Origin of the sequence: Marivita sp., assembly GCF_017643905.1 — a bacterium.
Taxonomy (GTDB): Bacteria; Pseudomonadota; Alphaproteobacteria; order Rhodobacterales; family Rhodobacteraceae; genus Marivita.
In genome coordinates this window covers 27,731-48,791 of the sequence record NZ_JAEPMO010000002.1, presented here as the reverse complement: position 1 = coordinate 48,791, position 21,061 = coordinate 27,731, and the positions used below count along the sequence as shown (strand labels likewise).

Below are 21,061 nucleotides of genomic sequence, written 5' to 3'. Positions count from 1 at the left end.
GACCCGCCCTTTTCGCAAGAACGACCCGTTTCTTCGTGAGGGAGGATTCAATGCCATCATCAGACAATTATGAATCGGTTGTCAGCAAGGCGAATGCCGAAGTCGCATCCTTTGGTGGACGCGACAAAAGCCTGATCGACCGGTTCCATCACGCTTTGCATACGACACCGGCGCTGGTGCCTTTGATCGTTCTCCTGTCGGCGATCATCATTTTCGGTCTCGCTCTGGGATCGCGCTTCTTTTCGCCCTTTGCACTGACGCTGATCCTGCAACAGGTGCAGATCGTCGGCATCGTGGCCGCGGCACAATCTCTGGTGATCCTGACAGCCGGCATTGACCTGAGCGTTGGTGCCATCGCGGTGATTTCCTCAGTGGTGATGGGTCAATTCACCTTCCGCTATGGCCTGCCGCCCAGCGTTGCCATCGTGTGCGGGCTGGCCTTTGGAACGGCCATTGGCGCACTCAACGGTTGGCTGGTGGCGCGGATGAAACTGCCGCCCTTCATCGTGACCTTGGGCATGTGGCAGATCGTTCTGGCGGCAAACTTCCTTTATTCTCAGAACGAGACCATCCGGTCTCAAGATATTGCGGAACAAGCGCCGCTTTTGCAGTTCATGGGTAATAAGTTCAACGTTGGCGGGGCCGTGTTCACGTTCGGCGTCGTATTCATGGTGCTCTTGGTTCTGGTCCTGGCCTATGTCCTCAAACACACGGCATGGGGACGGCATGTCTACGCGGTCGGGGATGATCCGGAAGCGGCAGAGCTTTCGGGTGTCAACGTCAAGCGCACGCTGATTTCCGTCTATGCCCTTGCCGGTCTGATCTGCGCCTTTGCGGGCTGGGCCCTGATCGGGCGCATCGGATCGGTGTCGCCAACCTCGGGACAATTGCTCAACATCGAAAGCATCACCGCTGTGGTGATCGGGGGCATCTCGCTGTTTGGCGGGCGTGGATCGATCCTCGGGACGTTCTTCGGGGCGTTGATCGTGGGCGTGTTCACGCTTGGTCTGCGGCTGGCGGGCGCCGATGCGCAATGGACCTTCCTCTTGATCGGCGCACTCATCATTGCCGCTGTTGCGGTAGACCAGTGGATCAGAAAGGTGGCAGCATAATGGAACCGATTTTGAAAGGCCGCGGTCTGGTCAAACGCTATGGCCGCGTGACCGCCTTGGACCGCTGCGACTTTGACCTGATGCCGGGGGAAATCCTTGCGGTGATCGGAGACAACGGGGCGGGTAAAAGCTCTTTGATCAAGGCCGTCTCGGGCGCGATCATCCCTGATGAAGGCACCGTGACGCTTGAGGGCAAAGAGGTGCGTTTCTCTTCTCCGATCGAAGCGCGCGAGGCTGGCATTGAAACGGTCTACCAGACCCTTGCCATGTCGCCCGCCCTGTCGATTGCCGACAATATGTTCATGGGCCGCGAGATCCGCAAACCCGGCTGGCGTGGCAAGTGGCTTCGGCAACTGGACCGTCCGGCGATGGAAAAGATGGCGCGCGACAAACTGTCGGAACTGGGCCTGATGACAATCCAGAACATCAACCAGGCGGTGGAAACCCTGTCCGGGGGCCAGCGTCAGGGTGTGGCCGTGGCCCGTGCCGCAGCGTTCGGGTCGAAGGTCATCATCCTGGACGAGCCGACCGCTGCCTTGGGTGTTAAGGAAAGCCGCAAGGTGCTGGAATTGATCCAGGACGTGAAATCGCGCGGCATTCCGATCATTCTGATCAGCCACAACATGCCCCATGTCTTCGAAGTGGCCGACCGCATCCATGTGCACCGTCTGGGCAAGCGCCTCTGTGTGATCGACCCCAAGGACTACACCATGTCCGACGCGGTGGCCTTCATGACCGGGGCCAAGGAAGCGCCCGAAGCGGCCTGACCTTAAGCACATTTTCGCAAAAGGCCCGGTCCAAATGCCGAGCCCTTTTTTACCAAGCGGTCAAATTCTTTTTCCAGCATTCGGGAACCCGTCATTCTGTCGTGCGTTGCTCCAGTCGGACGTGGCCGCGAGCCGCGCAGGACGTATGCAAGAACAGGACAGAGACGCATGGAAGAAGTTGAAGCCGTCGCAACCAGTGTTTGGGACCAGATCGCGTCGATCTTCACGATGGAGATCTACAACGGCAAATCCTTCGCGGACCTTCTGACGCTTGAAGCGATGCTGTCGCTGCTGGGCAATACGATTGCCGCGATCCTGATCCTGTGTGCGGGTTTCATCATCTCAGGCGTTCTCAGTCGTCGCATCACCCGGATCGGTAAGATGCATGCGAGCCTTGACGACACGCTCTTCATCTTCTTCGGCAATATCGCCCGCTATACGATCCTCGCTTTCACGGCGCTGTTTGTGCTCAACACTTTTGGCGTGCGGACCACGTCTGTCGTCGCGGTTATCGGTGCGGCCGGTCTGGCGATTGGTCTGGCCCTGCAGGGCACGCTGTCCAATGTCGCGGCTGGGGTGATGCTGATCCTGTTCCGGCCTTTGAAGAATGGCGATTTCGTACAGGTCAACGACGTGGTCGGTACGGTCAAGGAGATCACGCTGAACTATACCGAGATCGCGGATGTGGGGAATGTGAAGGTTGTGGTCCCGAATTCGGAAGTCTGGGGCAACACCATCAAGAACTACTCCGGCTACAAGACCCGCCGTGCGGAATGGGAATTCGGTGTCGGCTACGGGGCCAATCTGGCGGATGCAGAGCGGGTGATCCGCGACACGATCATGTCTGACCCGCGGTCGCACAAAGACCCGGAGCCGTTTATTCAGGTCAACAACCTCAACAGCAGCAGCGTCGATTTCCTTGTCCGCGTCTGGTGCGATGCGTCGGTCTATTTTCAGTATCAGGCCGATATGAAGCGCAAGGTGAAAGAGGCGCTGGACAAGGCAGGCGTGGACATCCCTTTTCCTACACGGACGCTGGTCATCCAGAAGGACGAGGTGGACGCCAAGAGCGCGGTCAAGCCAATGGCGGTTCAGTAAAGGTCAGCAGCCACTCGGCGCAGCCAGGTTCATTCGCCATTGCGGTGGACATGAACGGCGCAGGGGGCGTGGCGCACCACGCGGGCGGCGGTTGAGCCCAGAAAGAAGTCGCTCAGCCCCGGTTTGTGAGAGCCGATCACGATGCAGTCGATGCTGTGCTGGGTGGCATAGTCGATGATCGTGCGGGCCGAGTGTCCTTTGACTAGGGCAGGCGTGATGCCGTCCAGCCCTTCAAGCTTTTCGTGCAACCGCTCCCGCGCACGCTCAAACCCGGCCTTCATGACCTCTTCGTCGACATAGGCGCTGACGGTGCCCTGCGGCGCTTCGTAGACGTGTAGTGCGGTGATCTCGGCACCATCCGAGGCCAGAACCCGCGCAATTTGCAGCGTCAGCGGGGAGATGCCGTGGTCCAAAGCCATCGGAACGAGGATCTTCTTGTACATATCGGGTCTCCTATTGAGGCCAGGTCAGGCCCAAGGGTCGAGGACGATCTTCGGTGTGGCGACAGCCCCCTTGCGCAGGTCCTGGAATGCGGCGGCTCCTTCGGCCAGCGGGCGGGTCTGGAACCAGTCGAGCGGGCCAAGCCGTCCGTCAAAGATCGCCTGCGCGGTGTCGCGGAAATCCTGCGCGGTGTAGGTGTAGGTGCCGATGAAGGTGATCTCTTGCAGCGTCATGCGCCGCACATCGAGACCACCGGTGTCTTCGCCAAGACCCACATGGGTGATTACACCGCCGGGCACCGCATGGGCCGAAGCCGCGGCGCGGGTGGCGGCATAGCCCACCGCGTCGATGATGAGGGGGTACATCCCATCCGGCGCAGCCACGGCGGTTTCGCCGCAGGTGTCGGTCAGGAAAGCGCGGCGTGTCGCGTTCGGCTCGACGATCGTGACATCGGCGATCCCCATCGCCTTGAGCGCGAGCGATGCTGCCAGCCCGATGGCACCTCCACCCAGCACAAGCGCCCGCCGTTCCATCGACGGATGCAGCGCCGCCAGAGCCAGCCGTGCGGCGTGCCAGCTGACCGCCAGGGGTTCCGCCAACGACGCCTTGTCCAGCGGAACAGCATCCGGCACGGTCACAAGGTTTGATGCGGGCATCGACACGTATTGGGCGAATGCGCCCGGTCTCGGCTCCATAGAGATGATCTGGCGTGTGGGGCAGAGGTTTTCCCGCTCGCTTGTGCACGCGGGGCAGGTGCCGCAGGTCACCAGCGGGTTGATCGTCACGCGCGTGCCATCCATCGGCCCGCCTTGAACCACACCTGCCGCCTCATGCCCAAGGATCAGCGGGGCAGGGCGGCGGGCGTCGTGGCCCAGATAGGCGTGCATGTCGGACCCGCAGATGCCCACCGCCGCAATACGGATCAGGTGCTCACCCTCGCGCGCAGTGATGTCGGGCACGTCCCGATAGACCAGCGTTTCAACTCCTTCGTAAATGAGCGCCTTCATTTCGCGGTAAACCCTCCGTCCACCATGAGAACCTGACCAGTCACATAGGCCGATGCGTCCGAGCAGAGGAACAGGATTGGGCCGTCGATGTCTTCCATCCGGCCGTTCCGCCCGATGCAGGTCTGTGCCGCATTGCGGGCGGCACGGTCGGGGTCGGAAAACACCGCCTGCGTCAGCTCGGTCGGGAAGAAGCCCGGACCGATGGCATTGGCGGTGATGCCGTGGGGCGACCAAGCCTCGGACATGGCGCGGGTCAGTTGGGCGATGCCGCCCTTGGTCGCGCCATAGGCGATGCCGCCGGGAAAGGCGCGTGTGGATTGGAGCGAGGCGAAATTGACGATCCGGCCCCAGCCTTTTTCCTTCATACCGGGTACCAGCGCCTGCGACAGGAAGAACGGGGCTGACAGGTTCAGCGCCAGTGTCACGTCCCAGCCGTCGGGCGTCACGTTATCCGCCACTTCGCGCGTGTTGATGCCTGCGGCGTGCACCACGATATCCGGCGCGCCAAAGGGGGCCGAGATCGCCTCGACCAGCGCAGGCAGGTTGTCGCGGTCTGTCACATCTCCAACGACATAGGCCGCCGCAAAGCCGATTTCCCGACACAGGCTTTCCAACTCGTCCTTCCGCCGGGCCACGCCGACCACCATCGCACCGGCCGCTGCAAGCGTGATCGCCGCCCGTCGTCCAAGGCCGGAACTGGCCCCGGTGACGACGGCCACCTTGCCGCCAAGGTGAAACAGGTCTTCGATATCAGCCATCTGCGGTCAGGTCGCAGTTCACGCCGGGGAAGTATTTGGCCAGACGCACATCCGCCGCGCGGGCGTGTCCTTCCATGCCTTCCAGGCGCGAGATACGCGCTGTGGCTTCCGCAATTGCCTTTGAACCTTCGCGGGTGGCGCGCTGCCAGGTGACGATCTTCATGTATTTGTGGACCGACAGACCGCCCGTATAGCTGGCCGCGCCGGAGGTTGGCAGCACGTGGTTGGTGCCGGTCGCCTTGTCGCCATAGGACACGGTGGTCTCTTCCCCAAGGAAGAGCGAGCCATAGCAGGTCAGGCGGTTCAGCCACCAATCGAGATCCTCGGCCTGCACGGTCAGGTGCTCGGGCGCGTAATCGTCGGAACAGGCGGCCATTTCCTCGCGGTCGGAGCAGAGGATCACCTCGGCGTAGTCGCGCCATGCGGCGGCGGCGTTTTGGCTGTTTACCTCTGGAAGATCAGCAATCAGGCCGGGCACCAGCTCCATCACCTTTTCCGCCAGCGCGCGGTCATCAGTGACCAGCCAGACCGGCGAGTTGTAGCCATGTTCCGCCTGACTCACGAGGTCGGTTGCCACGATATGCGCGTCAGCGGTCTTGTCAGCAAGGATCAGGCTGTCGGTGGGCCCCGCGATCATGTCGATGCCGACGCGGCCAAAAAGGATGCGCTTGGCTTCGGCGACGAACTGGTTGCCGGGGCCGACAAGGATGTTGGCTTTGGGCAGACCGAACAGGCCAAAGGTCATCGCCGCCACACCCTGCACGCCGCCCATCGCCATGATCTTGTCCGCACCGCAGATATGCGCGGCGTAAACGATGGCGGGCGCAATGCCGACACCGGGGCGGGGCGGGGAACAGGCGGTGATGTGACGGCAACCCGCGACTTTGGCGGTGGTTACAGTCATGATGGCGGACGCGATGTGGCTGTAGCGCCCGCCGGGCACATAGCAGCCCGCCGCATCCACCGGGATCGCCTTTTGGCCGGCGATCATGCCCGGTACAATTTCCACCTCGACATCCGTCAGAGTGGATTTCTGCGCTTCTGCAAAGCGTTTGACGTTGTTGTGGGAGAATTCGATATCGCGCTTGAGCTTCTCCGGAACCAGCGCACTGGCGGCGGCGATGTCTTCGGCGGTCAGCAGGACATTGCCTTCGTATTTGTCGAACTTCTTGGCATAATCAAGCGCCGTCGCATCTCCGCCTGCTTCGATATCCGCAAGGATCGTCTTGACCGTCTCATGCACTTCGGAGGCATCCGATTTCGCCGTCAGGGTCGCTTTTTTCAGGTATTCACGTGTCATGGTCGAAGAGTCCTACTTGTAGATATCTGGCAGCGGCTGTCTCGGAGCGGCCGGGAACGTTGCAATGAACAGGATCGACGCCACAACAAGAGCCCATGTCTCTGTGACATCCGACAGCACGACAGTCCCTGCGGAAAGCCGCCGCCGTGCCCATGGCGATCAGCACAACAGAAGCAAACATGGACGTCGCGAGACGCATTATAGACCCCGAAATTCGCATTGATTCTGGCGCGAGTGTAAGCGCTTACATTCTCATCTTGCAAGCGCGTACATTTCGCGCTCTGATGCTTGCAACGCTGCCTTGGCTTCATCAGGCGGATGCTGACAAAGAAAGGAGACCGATGCCAGACCTGCGCTCCGTGCCCACTTTGGACGATGTTGCCCGCGCCGCTGGCGTGTCGACGGCAACGGTGTCGCGCTGTCTCAATTCGCCGGAACGGGTGGTCGAACAGACCCGAAAGCGCGTGATGAACGCCGTGGAAGCCCTTGGATATACACCGAATTTCGGCGCACGTGTCATGGCGGCCAAGCGCACTTTCACCATCGGCGCGATCATCCCGACGATGGAGAACGCGATCTTTGCGCGCGCGCTTCAGGCCTTTCAGGAAGAGCTGCATGCGCGGGGGTATACGCTACTTGTGGCAAGCTCGGCCTATCAGCCGAAGATCGAAGAAGAGCAAATCCGCGCCCTTGTGGCACGGGGGGCCGATGGGCTTCTCTTGATCGGCCATGACCGCGATCCGGCGATCTACGAGTATCTCAGGGCACGGTCGATTCCGGTCTTGTCAGCTTGGGTCTATGCTCCGGACAGCGAACAACCGACGGTGGGGTTCGACAACCGTCGTTCCATGCGGGTGCTGGGGCAGCAGGTCATCGACTTTGGCCATCGGCGGATTGCGATGATCTCTGGCATCACCCGGGGCAATGACCGCGCTTCAGCGCGTCTGGTCGGTCTGCGAGATGCGTTGCAGTCCAATGGAATTGACGCTGACGCGATGCCGGTGATCGAAACGCCCTACGAAATCGACACCGGGGCTGCCGCGTTACAGAACCTGATGCAGTCGGACCGAAAGCCTACGGTCGTGATGTGCGGCAACGATGTTCTGGCGGTTGGTGCGCTGCGCGGTGCACGCGAGATGGGTCTGTCCGTGCCCGAAGACGTGTCCATCACCGGGTTCGACGACATCGAACTGGCCCGTATTGTCACACCTCAGATCACCACGGTGCATGTTCCGCATCACGAGATGGGGCGCAAGGCTGCGGAGGCCCTGATCGACATCGTCGAAAAGCGCAGCACCGGCGCGTCGGTAGAGCTCAAGAGCACGGTGCAAATGCGGGGTTCGCTGCGCAATCTGAACGGTTGAACTGTTACATCGACAACAGACCCTTTAGGAGGTACTCGGGCCGCGATCCCAAGCCTTGAGGGCAGCGCCATGACATCCGCACAGACCAACGCACGCGCGCTTATGATCCAGGGCACCGGGTCGAATGTCGGCAAGTCCATGCTGGTGGCGGGTCTGTGTCGTGCGGCGCATCTGCGCGGGCTTTCCGTGGCACCGTTCAAGCCGCAGAACATGTCGAACAATGCAGCCGTGACCGCCGATGGGGGCGAAATCGGTCGTGCGCAGGCGTTGCAGGCCATCGCCTGCGGGCGCGAGCTGTCGGTGCATATGAACCCGGTGCTTCTCAAACCGGAAAGCGACCGGGGATCACAGGTCATCGTGCAGGGGCAGGTGCGAGGCTGGCTGGAGGCACGCCGCTTTCGCGAGGATCGGGGTGTTTTGCTGGATGTGGTGCTGGACAGCTTTCACAGACTTGCCCAGACCGCCGATCTGATCCTTGTCGAAGGCGCGGGCAGCCCTGCCGAGGTCAATCTGCGGCGCGGTGACATCGCCAATATGGGCTTTGCCTGTGCGGCGGATGTGCCCGTGATCCTTGCCGGAGACATCGACCGGGGCGGGGTGATCGCGCAGATTGTTGGTACTCGCACAGTCATGTCCGACGAGGATGTGGCGCAGGTTGTGGGTTTCGTCGTGAACAAGTTTCGCGGCGATGTGTCTTTGTTCGAAGACGGCTACCGCGCCATCGAAGACCACACCGGCTGGACCGGCTACGGCGTGCTGCCGTGGTTCGACGCGGCGCATCTGCTGCCCGCCGAGGACGCGGTGGACCTGTCAGAGGCCAGCGGCGGGCAGGGGTTCCATATCGCCTGTCCAATGCTGTCTCGGATCGCCAATTTCGATGACCTCGATCCGCTCAAGGCCGAACCGAACATCCGCCTGACCATGGTGCCACCGGGGCAGGCGTTGCCGGGTGATGCCGATCTGATCGTTCTGCCGGGCACCAAATCCACCCGTGCCGATCTTGCGTTTCTGCGCGCGCAGGGATGGGACATCGACATCCTCGCTCATCTGCGGCGCGGTGGTCGGGTTTTGGGGATTTGCGGGGGATACCAGATGCTTGGCACCCGGATTGACGATCCCCAAGGATTGGAAGGGGATGCAGGGTCCACACCCGGACTGGGGCTTCTGGACGTGACAACTACGATGCAGCCGCGCAAAACGTTGACCCGCGTTGATGCGGTGCATGTGCCAACGGGCATGGGCTTTGACGGCTACGAAATCCACATCGGCCAGACCTCTGGCCCCGACGCCATGCGCCCCTTCGCCCGCATCGGGGATGTGCCGGACGGGGCGATTTCGGGAAATGGGCGGGTGATGGGCACCTACCTGCATGGTCTTTTCGCAAATGGTGGGTTCCGGCAGGCATTTCTGGCTCAGATGGGACATGCATCAGGAGGGGCCGACTACACGCGCACTGTGGAGCGCACTTTGAACGAACTCGCGGCCCATATGGAACAGCATCTCGACATTGACGGCCTCTTGGCGGCGGCCCGTCCGATCAAGGTTTAGGGGCGCGCGATCACCACTTCGGTGTCCCAGGCGGCGCATTTGGCGGGCAGATCAGCGGGCAGGGGCGCATCGGTGAACAGGGTGTCGATCTCGGATAGGGACGCGATACGTGCCGGGGCGTTGCGTTTCAGCTTGGACGCGTCGGCCACCAGATAGGTCTTGCGCGATTGTTGCAGGATGGCTTGGCTCACGCTCACCTCCTGAATGTCGAAATCGAGCAGATCGCCATCCCGATCCAATGCCGAACAGCCGATGATCGCCAGATCGAACTTGAACTGCAGGATCGTCTCAGTCGCCAGTTTGCCCACGAGACCGCCATCGGCACGGCGCAGGTTGCCGCCCGTCACCACGACTTCGCATTCCTGCGTTTCGGCCAGAATGTTCGCCACGTTCATGTTGTTGGTGATCACGAGCAGGTTGCGATGGTTGCGCAATTCGCGCGCCACGGCCTCGGTGCTGGTGCCGATGTTGAGAAACAACGAAATGTTGTTGGGAATACGTTCGGCGCAGGCCTTGGCCATGGCTGTCTTGGCCTTGGCGTTCAATGACTGGCGCTGTTCATAGCCGATATTGCTGGTGCTTGAAGGCAGCATCGCCCCGCCATGCACCCGTTCAAGCCGACCTTCCTCAGCCAGATCGGACAGATCGCGGCGTATGGTCTGGAGCGTCACGCCGAAATGCTGCGCCAACCCTTCGACCGTGACTTTCCCCTCCTTGCGCGCGATGTCCAGAATGTCACGGTGGCGGAAGGCGTGGGACATAGGGGTCTCGGTCTTGTCAAGTTTCGAAAGTGTAGCGGCGCTGATTCCGTGGCGTCACATCGGGGTTGTGCCGTTTTTCTGATCATAGCGGGCACAGGTCGCAAAACCCTAATGTCAAATTTCTTTTAGTTTCAGTCGGATAGACAAAAACGAACATAAACGAAAAAAATCGCCTTGCGTGAAAGCGACTCAATCCGCATACATTGCACCTGACATACGTGGCATTGGGAGGTGGCGCGCGGTGATCGACCAAAACGTCGAACCAACAGATCTTTTCATCATCGGTGGGGGCATCAACGGCTGCGGGATCGCACGGGATGCGGCTGGCCGTGGGCTGTCGGTGACGCTCGCCGAAATGAACGATCTCGCCTCTGCAACGTCCTCTGCGTCGACGAAGCTGTTTCATGGCGGTCTGCGCTATCTCGAATATTTCGAATTCCGTCTTGTGCGCGAAGCACTGGTCGAGCGTGAAGTGCTGCTCAAGGCGATGCCGCATATCAGCTGGCCGATGCGATTTGTCCTTCCTTATCATAAGGATATGCGATTCGAATCCGACACGCCAACGTCGCGCCTGCTGAGTTTCATCATGCCGTGGATGAAAGGGCGTCGTCCGGCTTGGCTGATCCGCCTTGGTCTTTTCCTTTATGACAATCTGGGTGGACGCAATATTCTGCCCGGCACCAAGACGCTTGATTTGCGCGGCACCGCGGAAGGTGCGCCGCTCGAGGATCGGTTTGCCATGGCGTACGAATATTCGGATTGCTGGATCGAGGATTCGCGTCTGGTCATTCTGAATGCCCGCGATGCCGAGGCGCGGGGGGCCATGATCCTGCCGCGCACGAAGGTTCTGTCGGCGGCGCGGGACGGTGATCTCTGGCGCATCGAAACGCAAAATACCGAAAGCGGCGAAACCCGCACACATACCGCGAAGATGCTGGTGAATGCGGGTGGTCCCTGGGTCGGTGACATCATCCAGACCAAAGTGCGGCTGAATTCGAAAGAGGGTGTCCGCCTTGTCCGTGGTTCGCATATCGTGACGCGCAAGCTTTACGATCACGACAAGTGCTACTTTTTCCAAGGCACCGATGGCCGGATCATCTTTGCGATCCCCTATGAGACCGATTTCACCCTGATCGGCACCACCGACGCCGAACATGACGATCCGGCAAACAAACCGGTCTGCACCCCGGAAGAGCAGTCCTACTTGCTCAACTTCGCCAACCAGTACTTCAAGCAGGACCTGTCGGATGCCGATGTGGTCTGGACCTATTCCGGCGTCCGCCCGCTTTACGATGACGGTGCGAGCAGCGCGACGGCCGCGACACGCGATTACACGCTCAAGGTAGACGCCAATGGCGGCGCGCCGGTGCTGAACATCTTTGGCGGCAAGATCACCACCTATCGCCGCCTGGCCGAAAGCGCGCTTGAAAAGATCGCCGAGCAGTTGCCGAACGTCAAAGGCCCTTGGACCGCAGGCGTCACGCTGCCCGGTGGCGATTTCCCGGTCGACGGGTTCGAGGCGCAGGTCGCCAAACTGCAGGACGCCTTCCCGTTCCTTGACGCCTTTTGGGCCTGTCGCCTTGTCCGCGCCTATGGGACAGAGGCTGCGTCGATCCTCGGCACCGCGAAGGAGCCTGCTGATCTGGGCCGCGATTTCGGCGCGACCCTGACCGAAGCCGAAGTGCATTGGCTGATGACCCACGAATACGCCCACACCGCCGAAGACGTCGTGTGGCGCCGGAACAAGCTTGGTCTGCGACTGAGCGCTGAACAGATCACCGCGTTGGACGAGTGGATGGCGGATCATCGTCGCTCTCTGTCCAAGGCCGCAGAATAAGGGGCTGGACATGACACTCGAGCTTAAGGGCGTGTCCAAGGTCGTGGAGGGGCAGACGCACATCTACCCCACCGACCTGACGCTGGAAAAAGGCACGATGAACGTGCTGCTGGGGCCGACCCTTTCGGGCAAGACATCGCTGATGCGGCTGATGGCGGGGCTGGACGTGCCCGCGACCGGCCAGATCATCTGGCAGGGCAAGGATGTCACTGGCATGCGCGTGCAGGACCGCAAGGTCGCAATGGTGTATCAGCAGTTCATCAACTACCCGTCGATGACGGTCTACGACAACATCGCCTCACCGATGAAGCTGATGGGGGTCGACAAGGCCGAGATCGACCGTCGTGTGCGCGAAACGGCCGAGTTGATGAAGCTGACGCCAATGCTGAACCGCAAGCCGCTGGAACTGTCAGGTGGTCAGCAACAGCGTTGTGCCTTAGCGCGCGCGTTGGTCAAGAATGCGGGGCTGGTGCTGCTGGACGAACCGCTGGCCAACCTCGACTACAAGCTGCGTGAAGAGCTGCGCATCGAGATCCCCAAGATCTTCGAGGAATCCGGTTCGATCTTCGTCTACGCGACCACCGAACCCGAAGAGGCGCTGCTTCTGGGCGGCAACACCGCGACGCTCTGGGAAGGGCGGGTCACGCAGTTTGGCCCGACACCCGAGGTCTACCGCCAGCCGGTTGATGCGACCACGGCGCGGGTGTTCAGCGATCCGCCAATGAACTTCCTGCCAATCACCAAGTCCGGTGGTCAGCTTGTCTTCGGCAATAACCAGTCGACGGCGGCCAAGGGCCGGTTGGCCGAACTGCCGGACGGCAAATACCTTGCTGGCTTCCGCCCAAATCATCTGGAAATCGGACAGCATTCGGCGGACGCCATGTCCTTCACCACGCGCCTGACCGTGACCGAACTCACCGGTTCGGAAACCTTTGTGCATCTGGATCACCACGGCCAACGCTGGGTCGGTCTGATCCATGGCGTGCATGACCTGAAACTGGGCGATGACCTTACGGTCTGGCTCGACCCACGTCACGTTTATGTCTTCGACGAGCAGGGCAAGATGATCGCCCCCGCGTCTTACGCGCTGGCGGCCTGAGGGAACGGATATGGCAAAGATCACACTCGATAATCTGGCACATTCCTACCTGCCCAACCCGACCTCCGAGGACGATTTCGCCCTCAAGGAGCTGAACCACGATTGGGACGACGGTGCAGCCTATGCGCTTTTGGGGGCGTCTGGCTGCGGAAAATCCACACTTCTCAATATCATATCCGGTCTTCTTCATCCGTCGCAGGGCCGGATCCTGTTCGATGGCAAAGACGTGACCCACGCGCCTACGGCGGAACGCAACATCGCGCAGGTGTTCCAGTTTCCGGTCGTCTACGACACGATGACCGTTCACGATAATCTTGCTTTCCCGCTGCGCAATCGCGGACGCGATGAGGCTTATGTCGCCGCCCGCGTGCAGGAAATCGCCAAGATGATCGGCATGGAGGACATGCTGAAGAAAAAGGCCCGTGGCCTTACGGCGGATGCCAAGCAGAAGATCAGCCTTGGGCGCGGCATGGTCCGCAAGGATGTGAACGCACTGTTGTTCGATGAGCCTCTGACCGTGATCGACCCGCATATGAAGTGGGAATTGCGCACGCAGTTGAAAAAGCTGCACCACGATTTCGGCCACACCATGATCTACGTGACCCACGACCAGACCGAAGCGTTGACCTTCGCCGACAAGGTGGTGGTTATGTATGACGGACGCGTTGTGCAGATCGGCACGCCGGAGCAGCTGTTCGAACGGCCTGAACATACGTTTGTCGGCTATTTCATCGGCTCGCCGGGCATGAACGTGCTGCCTGCCGAAGTGGAAGGCACCACAGCGAAGGTCGGGTCGCAGACGATCCAACTCGCGGGCGGCTACAAACCGGCCAGCGGCAAGGTCGAAATCGGCGTCCGCCCCGAATTCGCCAAGCTCAGCCAGTCCGAAGGCCTGCCCGTCACGGTCCGACGGATCGAAGATGTGGGCCGCCACAAGATCATCCGCGCGACGTTCGAAGGTCACGACATCAACATCATCGCCGGTGAGGACGACCGCGTCAGCGCCGACATGAACCGCGTCAGCTTCGATCCGGGCCATGTGAACGTCTACGTCAACGACTGGCGCATCGCACCCGATCAATCGCAATCCGTGGGAGAGGCCGCCTGATGGAGAAAACAGTCAACCAAAAGGCGTGGTTTCTTGTCCTGCCTGTGCTGATACTCGTGGCGTTCTCGGCGGTGATACCGCTGATGACCGTGGTCAACTACTCGGTGCAGGACACGTTCGGGAACAACCAGTTCTTCTGGGCAGGGCTTGAGTGGTTCGAGGAAATGCTCAACGACGACCGCATGTGGGGCGCGTTGGGGCGGCAGTTGATGTTCTCGGGCATCATCCTGCTAATCCAGATCCCGCTTGGCGTGTTCGTGGCGCTCAACATGCCGAAAAAGGGCTTCTGGGCCAGTTTCTGCCTTGTCTTCATGTCGCTGCCGCTGCTGATCCCGTGGAACGTGGTCGGCACCATCTGGCAGGTCTTTGGCCGTGTCGATATCGGCCTCTTGGGTCACACGCTGGCCGCACTTGGTATCGACTACAACTACACCAACGATCCCTTTGCGGCATGGGTCACGATCATCGTGATGGATGTCTGGCACTGGACTTCGCTGGTGGCGCTGCTGGCATATGCCGGTCTGCAATCCATCCCCGACGCGTATTACCAGGCGGCCAAGATTGACCAGGCGTCACGCTGGAAAGTGTTCCGCTTCATCGAACTGCCCAAAATGATGGGCGTTTTGATGATCGCGATCTTGCTGCGCTTCATGGACAGCTTCATGATCTACACCGAACCCTTCGTTGTCACCGGCGGTGGCCCCGGCAGCACCACCACGCTTCTGTCCATCGACCTCGTGAAGATGGCTTTGGGTCAGTTCGACCTTGGACCGGCGGCGGCGTTCTCGATCATGTACTTCCTCGTGATCCTGCTGATTTCGTGGGTGTTCTACACCGTGATGACCAACCTCGATAAGCGGGAGGGCTGAGATGAACTGCGCGTTTTCCCGTCCCGTCATCCTCGGGCTTGTCCCGAGCATCTCCGGATCAAAAGATCACCGGGTCAAGCCCGGTGAAGACGCCAAATCCGAGGGAGTGCTTCAATGACCGACGCGACCACAACCAGCATTCCCGGCAATCTGACCGCAGGCGGCACCAAGAAGCGCGTCAAGGTCAACGGCTCGGCCATCGTGGTGGGGCTCTACCTGCTGTTCCTGTTGTTGCCGATCTACTGGCTGCTGAACATGAGCCTGAAGACGAACACCGAGATCCTTAATTCGTTCACGCTCTGGCCGAATGATCTGACGCTCGACAATTACCGCACGATCCTGACGGACCCGAGCTGGTACATGGGGTATGTGAACTCCCTGATCTATGTGATTATGAACACGGTGATTTCCTTGGCCGTGGCTTTGCCCGCAGCCTATGCGTTCAGCCGCTACCACTTCATGGGAGACAAGCACCTGTTCTTCTGGCTGCTGACCAACCGCATGGCGCCGCCCGCCGTGTTCGCGTTGCCGTTCTTCCAGCTTTATTCGTCGGTCGGCCTCTTCGACACGCATATCGCGGTGGCCTTGGCGCATTGCTTGTTCAACGTGCCGCTTGCGGTGTGGATCCTCGAAGGCTTCATGCGCGGCGTGCCGAAAGAGATTGACGAGACCGCGTATCTGGACGGCTACAGCTTTGGCCGCTTCTTCACCCGGATTTTCATGCCCCTGATCTCGAGCGGTATCGGTGTCGCGGCGTTCTTCTGCTTCATGTTCTCGTGGGTGGAGCTGCTGCTGTCGCGGACGCTGACCACGGTGGATGCAAAGCCCATCGCCGCGATCATGACGCGCACACAGGGCGCGTCGGGCATCGACTGGGGCGTGCTTGCCGCCGCTGGTGTGCTGACCATCGTGCCGGGCGCTTTGGTGATCTATTTCGTCCGCAACTACATCGCCAAGGGCTTTGCCCTGGGACGGGTGTGATGCAACGAGTTGTTAACCATCCCTCCGTCATCCTCGGGCTTGACCCGAGGTTCTCATGCCACCGAGGTCCTCGGGTCGAGCCCGAGGATGACGGGCGCAATATGAACAGGAGGACCCTCTGATGGATCTTTCATGGATGGCATGGACATGGCCCACAGCGATTTTCTTCATGATCATTGCGAGCTTGCTGGTCGTCTTTACAATCCTTGCGATCAAGTTCCCCGAGACGCCGCGCACCGGCATCTTGCGGATCGAAACGACGCGCGGTGATCGCTTGTTCATCACGCTTCTGGGCAGCGCTTTCATCAATATCGCATGGCTTGGCCTGGTTGGCGAAAACCAGCCCTGGGCAATGGCGGTTTGCGCGCTCTACGCCGCAGCGGTGTTCCGCTGGGTGTGAACGAAAAAGCCGGCACTGTCCCGATTTCGGGGCGATGCCACCTTTCAACCAAGTTCTCAATAACTGGGAGGTACCTAATGAACTTGAATCTGAAATCCTCAACAGCGGCGCTGCTGATCCTTGCGGGTCCGGCATTCGCCGACATGGACGCCGCCCGTGCGTTCCTCGATGCGGAGATCGGCGATCTGTCGTCGCTCAGCCGTGCCGAGCAGGAAGCGGAGATGCAGTTCTTCGTGGACGCAGCGGCGCCGTTCCAGGGCATGGAAATCAAGGTCGTGTCCGAGACGATCACCACGCATGAATACGAAAGCCAGGTTCTTGCCCCGGCATTCGAGCGTATCACCGGCATCAAGGTCACCCATGACCTGATCGGCGAAGGCGACGTGGTGGAAAAACTTCAGACCCAGATGCAGTCGGGTGAAAACATCTACGACGGCTACATCAACGACTCCGACCTGATCGGTACGCACTGGCGCTACCAGCAGGTGCGCAACCTGACCGACTGGATGGCGGGCGAGGGTGCTGACGTGACCCTGCCGACGCTGGACCTGTCCGACTTTATCGGCCTCAGCTTCACCACCGGCCCGGATGGCAAGGTCTACCAGCTGCCGACACAGCAGTTCGCGAACCTGTACTGGTTCCGCTACGACTGGTTCAACGATCCCAAGAACCAGGAAGACTTCAAGGCCGCTTATGGCTACGACCTAGGCGTTCCGGTGAACTGGTCTGCCTACGAGGACATCGCCGAGTTCTTCACCGGTCGTGACCTGAGCCACATGGGCGTCGAAGGCGAAGTCTTTGGCAACATGGACTACGGCAAGAAAGACCCCAGCCTTGGCTGGCGTTACACCGACGCGTGGATGTCCATGGCTGGCATGGGCGACGTGGGTGAACCCAACGGCCTGCCGGTCGACGAATGGGGCATCCGCGTGAACGAGAAGTCGCAGCCCGTCGGGTCCTGCGTGGCTCGCGGCGGCGCCACCAACTCGCCCGCAGCGGTCTACGCTGTGACCAAGGCGATCGAATGGCTGGAAAAGTACACACCTCCCGCAGCGGCCGGTATGACCTTCTCCGAAGCGGGCCCGATCCCCGCACAGGGCAACATCGCACAGCAGATGTTCTGGTACACCGCATTTACTGCGGACACCGTAAAGCCCGGCCTGCCGGTGATGAACGAAGACGGCACACCCAAGTGGCGCATGGCGCCCAGCCCGCATGGCGTTTACTGGAAAGAAGGCCAGAAGGTCGGCTACCAGGACGCAGGCAGCTGGACACTCATGCAGTCCACCCCGGTGGATCGTGCAAAGGCCGCATGGCTCTATGCGCAGTTCGTGACCTCCAAGACCGTCGACGTGAAGAAGTCCCATGTGGGTCTGACCTTCATCCGCGAGTCCACGGTGCAGCATGACAGCTTCACCGAGCGTGCGGACAAACTGGGTGGTCTGGTGGAATTCTACCGCTCCCCGGCACGTGTCGCATGGTCGCCCACCGGCACCAACGTTCCGGATTACCCGAAGCTGGCTCAGCTGTGGTGGCAGAACATCGGCGACGCAATGTCCGGTGCGAAAACCCCGCAGGAAGCGCTGGATGCACTCTGCGCCGATCAGGAGCGTGTGCTCGAGCGTCTTGAGCGTGCAGGCGTCCAGGGCGATCTTGGCCCGGTCATGAACGAAGAGCGTGACGCGCAGTACTGGTTCGACCAGCCGGGTGCACCGTACCCCAAGCTCGAGAACGAGGACGAAGAGCCTCAGACCGTCTCTTATGACGAGCTGATCAAGTCCTGGCAGTAAGCCTGATACAAGGTCGCCCTCGGGCTTGACCCGAGGGCCTCTGACCGTAGAGATCACCGGAATACGCCCGGTGACGACGCGAACAGCAAAAACGGACCACCCGGTGACATCGGGTGGTCCTTTGACCAAAAGACAAAGGGAGGCCCGCCGCACATGACCCATATCCTTGCCATCGACCAAGGCACGACCTCGACGCGCGCCATCCTGTTTGACGAAACCCTGACCGTCGTTGCCTCGGCGCAGGAAGAATTCACCCAGCACTATCCGCAAAGCGGCTGGGTTGAACATGACCCGTCGGACCTGTGGTCCACCACTGCCGCCACCTGCCGCGCCGCCATCGAAAAGGCCGGCGGCGGAACCGCTGACATCGCCGCCATTGGCATCACCAACCAGCGTGAAACCACGCTGGTCTGGGACCGCGCCACAGGCAAGCCTGTGTTCAACGCCATTGTCTGGCAGGACCGCCGCACATCCGAGTTCTGCAAAGGGCTGAAGGCCGAAGGGTTCGAAGAGGTGGTGACCGACCGTACCGGCCTGCTGCTCGACCCCTATTTCAGCGGCACGAAACTGGCGTGGATTCTCGACAATGTGGACGGTGTCCGCGCGCGTGCCGAGGCTGGAGAGCTGGCCTTTGGCACCGTGGACACATGGCTCGTGTGGAACCTGACCGGGGGCAAGGTCCATGTCACCGACGCCACCAACGCCGCGCGCACGATGCTTTATGACATCCGCAAAGGCCGCTGGTCCAAGACGATCTGTGACAAGCTGGGCATCCCGATGTCGATGCTGCCCGAGGTCAAAGACTGCGCCGCCGATTTTGGCGAAACCCGCGCCGATCTCTTTGGCCGCGCGATCCCGATCTGCGGCATCGCGGGCGACCAGCAGGCCGCGACCGTCGGGCAGGCGTGCTTCAAGCCGGGGATGCTGAAATCCACCTATGGCACGGGCTGTTTCGCGCTTTTGAACACCGGCGACACGCCCGTGACCTCGACCAACCGGCTTTTGACGACCATCGCGTATCAGTTGGACGGTAAGCCGACCTATGCGCTGGAAGGGTCGATCTTTATCGCGGGGGCGGTGGTGCAATGGCTGCGCGACGGGCTCAAGATCATCCGCGAAGCGAAAGAAACCCAGCCGCTGGCAGAAAAGGCCGACGACACGCAAGAGGTGGTGCTGGTGCCTGCTTTCACAGGCCTTGGCGCACCGTATTGGAACGCCGAATGTCGGGGGGCAATTTTCGGCCTGACCCGCAACTCGGGGCCAGAGGAATTCGCCCGCGCCGCGCTGGAAAGCGTCGGATACCAGACCCGCGATCTGCTGGAGGCGATGAAGGCGGATTGGTCGGGGCAGTCCGAAACCGCGTTACGGGTCGACGGAGGGATGAGCGCGTCGGATTGGACGATGCAATTCCTGTCCGACATCATCGACGCGCCCGTCGAACGGCCGAAGGTGCTGGAAACAACTGCGATGGGGGCAGCGTGGCTGGCGGGCTACAAGGCAGGTGTTCTGCCCGACATGGAGGCGTTTGCCGCGCAATGGGCGGTGGATGGCAGGTTCGAGCCGGACATGGCGGCGGACGTGCGCAACCGCAAATACGGCGCGTGGAAGCGGGCGATTGATGCGACGATTGGCTTGGCGGGATAAAAGCTGCATCGACGCGACTTGAAGGGCTTTCGAAAGCCCTTCGCGCCTCACTCCACCTTCAGCACGATCTTCCCGATATGGGTCGATCCTTCCATCCGCGCATGAGCTTTGGCTGCGTCCGCAAGTGCAAACTCGCTGTCCATCACTGGCGCGATCCGACCCGAGGCCAGATGCGGCCAGACCTCGGCTTCCAGATCTCGCGCGATGGCGGCTTTGGCGGCAACCGACTGAGGCCGCAGGGTTGATCCCGTGAGTGTCAGCCGCCGAGTCATCATCTGGGTGAAGTTCATCTCGACCTTGGGGCCTTGCAAAAACGCGATCTGCACCAGCCGCCCGTCATCGGCCAGCGCCTTGACGTTGCGCGGGATGTAATCGCCGCCGACCATGTCGAGGATCACATCCGCACCGCCCATCGCGCGCATCGCATCGACAAAATCCACCTCGCGGTAGTTCCATGCGGCCTCGGACCCCAAACCAACACAAGCAGCACATTTGTCCTCCGAACCGGCGGTGGTGAACACCCGCGCACCGCGCAAGGCGGCGAGTTGGATTGCGGTCGTCCCGATGCCGCTTGAGCCGCCATGCACGAGGAACCGTTCACCCGCCTTCAATCCGCCGCGCCGGAACACATTTGACCAAACGGTAAAATATGTCTCGCACAGTGCTGCGGCCTGATCCATCGGCATGCCCTCGGGCACGGGCAACGCGTGGTCCGCGTAGGTGGTGACGTATTCGGCATAGCCGCCACCAGGCAGCAGAGCCGTTACCGCATCGCCCACCTGCCAGCGTGACACGCCGGGCCCAACCGCCGCCACGGTCCCAGCGGCCTCGAGTCCGGGCAGGGGCGAGGCGTCGGGTGGTGGGTTATAGAGGCCCGCGCGTTGCAGCGCGTCGGGGCGGTTGACCCCGGCATAGGCGACCTTGATGAGGATCTCGCCCGCCTTGGGTGTGGGCACCGGGACTGTCACGGGCTGCAAGACCTCGGGTCCGCCATGGTTGGAAATTTCGACAGCGGTCATGGTCGCGGGAAAGGTCATGGCGGGGCAGGCTCCTGTCTGGTTGGTTCTCCTTGTGTCGCAGATTGCAGACGCTCTGCAAGCCCACAGAACCGGCGTTTTGGGTTGTCCGCCAAATACGAAACATCGTTCCTTGCACAGCCCGGTGACCCCGTGCGTTC

Annotated in this window: 19 protein-coding genes; 13 read left to right on the top strand and 6 right to left on the bottom strand. The window is 61.0% G+C overall.

Features of this window, described 5'->3' with window-relative positions; genetic code table 11:
• Positions 1-50: 50 nt before the first annotated feature.
• From JJ869_RS00645 to JJ869_RS00635, 3 genes are all read left to right on the top strand, one after another.
• A complete protein-coding gene (locus JJ869_RS00645; RefSeq protein ID WP_292263980.1) occupies positions 51-1,112 on the top strand; it encodes an ABC transporter permease in 1,062 nt (353 codons plus the stop codon).
• A complete protein-coding gene (locus JJ869_RS00640) occupies positions 1,112-1,879 on the top strand; it encodes an ATP-binding cassette domain-containing protein (protein WP_292263978.1) in 768 nt (255 codons plus the stop codon). The genes JJ869_RS00645 and JJ869_RS00640 overlap by 1 nt, the downstream gene beginning before the upstream one ends.
• A 228-nt stretch (positions 1,880-2,107) precedes the next feature.
• Entirely contained in the window at positions 2,108-2,977 is an 870-nt protein-coding gene (locus tag JJ869_RS00635; RefSeq protein WP_292264018.1) for a mechanosensitive ion channel domain-containing protein, read from the top strand.
• A gap of 29 nt (positions 2,978-3,006) precedes the next feature.
• On the opposite strand, the gene JJ869_RS00630 is transcribed toward JJ869_RS00635, so the two are convergent.
• The 4 genes from JJ869_RS00630 to hisD are packed head-to-tail and all read right to left on the bottom strand — an operon-like array spanning position 3,007 to position 6,483.
• Positions 3,007-3,420 (bottom strand): universal stress protein, encoded by a 414-nt coding sequence (locus JJ869_RS00630; RefSeq protein ID WP_292263976.1) that lies wholly within the window; start codon positions 3,418-3,420, stop codon positions 3,007-3,009.
• 24 nt (positions 3,421-3,444) lie between these two features.
• Complete coding sequence (locus tag JJ869_RS00625) at positions 3,445-4,425, bottom strand: alcohol dehydrogenase catalytic domain-containing protein (protein ID WP_292263974.1); 981 nt, start codon at positions 4,423-4,425, stop codon at positions 3,445-3,447.
• The gene (locus JJ869_RS00620) at positions 4,422-5,183 is read right to left on the bottom strand and encodes an SDR family oxidoreductase (protein WP_292263972.1); all 762 of its coding nucleotides are present in this window, start codon (positions 5,181-5,183) and stop codon (positions 4,422-4,424) included. Before JJ869_RS00620 ends, JJ869_RS00625 begins: the two co-directional genes overlap by 4 nt.
• Complete coding sequence (gene hisD / locus JJ869_RS00615; protein WP_292263970.1) at positions 5,176-6,483, bottom strand: histidinol dehydrogenase; 1,308 nt, start codon at positions 6,481-6,483, stop codon at positions 5,176-5,178. The genes JJ869_RS00620 and hisD overlap by 8 nt, the downstream gene beginning before the upstream one ends.
• Positions 6,484-6,824: 341 nt before the next feature.
• On the opposite strand from hisD, the gene JJ869_RS00610 reads away from it, so the two are divergent.
• Positions 6,825-7,847 carry a LacI family DNA-binding transcriptional regulator gene (locus JJ869_RS00610; RefSeq protein ID WP_292263968.1) on the top strand — a complete coding sequence of 341 codons (1,023 nt, stop codon included), beginning with the start codon at positions 6,825-6,827 and terminating at the stop codon, positions 7,845-7,847.
• A 69-nt stretch (positions 7,848-7,916) separates the two neighbouring features.
• Complete coding sequence (locus tag JJ869_RS00605) at positions 7,917-9,395, top strand: cobyric acid synthase (RefSeq protein WP_292263966.1); 1,479 nt, start codon at positions 7,917-7,919, stop codon at positions 9,393-9,395.
• Here the strand turns inward: JJ869_RS00605 and JJ869_RS00600 are convergent.
• A complete protein-coding gene (locus JJ869_RS00600; protein WP_292263964.1) occupies positions 9,392-10,156 on the bottom strand; it encodes a DeoR/GlpR family DNA-binding transcription regulator in 765 nt (254 codons plus the stop codon). The genes JJ869_RS00605 and JJ869_RS00600 overlap by 4 nt on opposite strands.
• Before the next feature lie 241 nt (positions 10,157-10,397).
• Between JJ869_RS00600 and glpD the strand changes: the two genes are divergently transcribed.
• From glpD to glpK, 8 genes are all read left to right on the top strand, one after another.
• Positions 10,398-11,993 carry a glycerol-3-phosphate dehydrogenase gene (gene glpD, locus JJ869_RS00595; RefSeq protein WP_292263962.1) on the top strand — a complete coding sequence of 532 codons (1,596 nt, stop codon included), beginning with the start codon at positions 10,398-10,400 and terminating at the stop codon, positions 11,991-11,993.
• Between the two features lie 10 nt (positions 11,994-12,003).
• A complete protein-coding gene (locus JJ869_RS00590) occupies positions 12,004-13,092 on the top strand; it encodes an ABC transporter ATP-binding protein (RefSeq protein ID WP_292263960.1) in 1,089 nt (362 codons plus the stop codon).
• Positions 13,093-13,102: 10 nt separating this feature from the next.
• On the top strand, positions 13,103-14,200 hold the full coding sequence (locus JJ869_RS00585) for an ABC transporter ATP-binding protein (protein WP_292263957.1): 1,098 nt from the start codon (positions 13,103-13,105) through the stop codon (positions 14,198-14,200).
• Positions 14,200-15,069: a sugar ABC transporter permease gene (locus JJ869_RS00580; protein ID WP_292263955.1), complete on the top strand. Its 870-nt coding sequence runs from the start codon at positions 14,200-14,202 to the stop codon at positions 15,067-15,069. The genes JJ869_RS00585 and JJ869_RS00580 overlap by 1 nt, the downstream gene beginning before the upstream one ends.
• A gap of 114 nt (positions 15,070-15,183) precedes the next feature.
• Entirely contained in the window at positions 15,184-16,050 is an 867-nt protein-coding gene (locus tag JJ869_RS00575; RefSeq protein ID WP_292263953.1) for a carbohydrate ABC transporter permease, read from the top strand.
• A gap of 121 nt (positions 16,051-16,171) precedes the next feature.
• Positions 16,172-16,450, top strand: coding sequence for a DUF2160 domain-containing protein (locus JJ869_RS00570; protein ID WP_292263951.1), 279 nt, complete (start codon positions 16,172-16,174; stop codon positions 16,448-16,450).
• Positions 16,451-16,527: 77 nt separating this feature from the next.
• Complete coding sequence (locus JJ869_RS00565; protein WP_292263949.1) at positions 16,528-18,240, top strand: ABC transporter substrate-binding protein; 1,713 nt, start codon at positions 16,528-16,530, stop codon at positions 18,238-18,240.
• A gap of 153 nt (positions 18,241-18,393) precedes the next feature.
• Positions 18,394-19,884: a glycerol kinase GlpK gene (glpK, locus tag JJ869_RS00560; RefSeq protein ID WP_292263947.1), complete on the top strand. Its 1,491-nt coding sequence runs from the start codon at positions 18,394-18,396 to the stop codon at positions 19,882-19,884.
• A 47-nt stretch (positions 19,885-19,931) separates the two neighbouring features.
• Here the strand turns inward: glpK and JJ869_RS00555 are convergent, their stop codons facing one another.
• On the bottom strand, positions 19,932-20,921 hold the full coding sequence (locus JJ869_RS00555; protein WP_292263945.1) for an NAD(P)H-quinone oxidoreductase: 990 nt from the start codon (positions 20,919-20,921) through the stop codon (positions 19,932-19,934).
• Positions 20,922-21,061: the final 140 nt, after the last annotated feature.

What these genes read in the sequence shown, in the direction of transcription:
- JJ869_RS00585 (WP_292263957.1), top strand. Translation starts at nt 13,103, where the DNA reads ATGGCAAAGATCACACTCGATAATCTGGCACATTCCTACCTGCCCAAC.
- JJ869_RS00620 (WP_292263972.1), bottom strand. Translation starts at nt 5,183, where the DNA reads ATGGCTGATATCGAAGACCTGTTTCACCTTGGCGGCAAGGTGGCCGTC.
- JJ869_RS00580 (WP_292263955.1), top strand. Translation starts at nt 14,200, where the DNA reads ATGGAGAAAACAGTCAACCAAAAGGCGTGGTTTCTTGTCCTGCCTGTG.
- JJ869_RS00555 (WP_292263945.1), bottom strand. Translation starts at nt 20,921, where the DNA reads ATGACCTTTCCCGCGACCATGACCGCTGTCGAAATTTCCAACCATGGC.
- JJ869_RS00575 (WP_292263953.1), top strand. Translation starts at nt 15,184, where the DNA reads ATGACCGACGCGACCACAACCAGCATTCCCGGCAATCTGACCGCAGGC.
- JJ869_RS00600 (WP_292263964.1), bottom strand. Translation starts at nt 10,156, where the DNA reads ATGTCCCACGCCTTCCGCCACCGTGACATTCTGGACATCGCGCGCAAG.
- JJ869_RS00640 (WP_292263978.1), top strand. Translation starts at nt 1,112, where the DNA reads ATGGAACCGATTTTGAAAGGCCGCGGTCTGGTCAAACGCTATGGCCGC.
- JJ869_RS00635 (WP_292264018.1), top strand. Translation starts at nt 2,108, where the DNA reads ATGGAGATCTACAACGGCAAATCCTTCGCGGACCTTCTGACGCTTGAA.
- JJ869_RS00645 (WP_292263980.1), top strand. Translation starts at nt 51, where the DNA reads ATGCCATCATCAGACAATTATGAATCGGTTGTCAGCAAGGCGAATGCC.
- JJ869_RS00605 (WP_292263966.1), top strand. Translation starts at nt 7,917, where the DNA reads ATGACATCCGCACAGACCAACGCACGCGCGCTTATGATCCAGGGCACC.
- JJ869_RS00625 (WP_292263974.1), bottom strand. Translation starts at nt 4,425, where the DNA reads ATGAAGGCGCTCATTTACGAAGGAGTTGAAACGCTGGTCTATCGGGAC.
- JJ869_RS00590 (WP_292263960.1), top strand. Translation starts at nt 12,004, where the DNA reads ATGACACTCGAGCTTAAGGGCGTGTCCAAGGTCGTGGAGGGGCAGACG.
- JJ869_RS00565 (WP_292263949.1), top strand. Translation starts at nt 16,528, where the DNA reads ATGAACTTGAATCTGAAATCCTCAACAGCGGCGCTGCTGATCCTTGCG.
- JJ869_RS00610 (WP_292263968.1), top strand. Translation starts at nt 6,825, where the DNA reads ATGCCAGACCTGCGCTCCGTGCCCACTTTGGACGATGTTGCCCGCGCC.
- hisD (WP_292263970.1), bottom strand. Translation starts at nt 6,483, where the DNA reads ATGACACGTGAATACCTGAAAAAAGCGACCCTGACGGCGAAATCGGAT.
- glpK (WP_292263947.1), top strand. Translation starts at nt 18,394, where the DNA reads ATGACCCATATCCTTGCCATCGACCAAGGCACGACCTCGACGCGCGCC.
- JJ869_RS00570 (WP_292263951.1), top strand. Translation starts at nt 16,172, where the DNA reads ATGGATCTTTCATGGATGGCATGGACATGGCCCACAGCGATTTTCTTC.
- JJ869_RS00630 (WP_292263976.1), bottom strand. Translation starts at nt 3,420, where the DNA reads ATGTACAAGAAGATCCTCGTTCCGATGGCTTTGGACCACGGCATCTCC.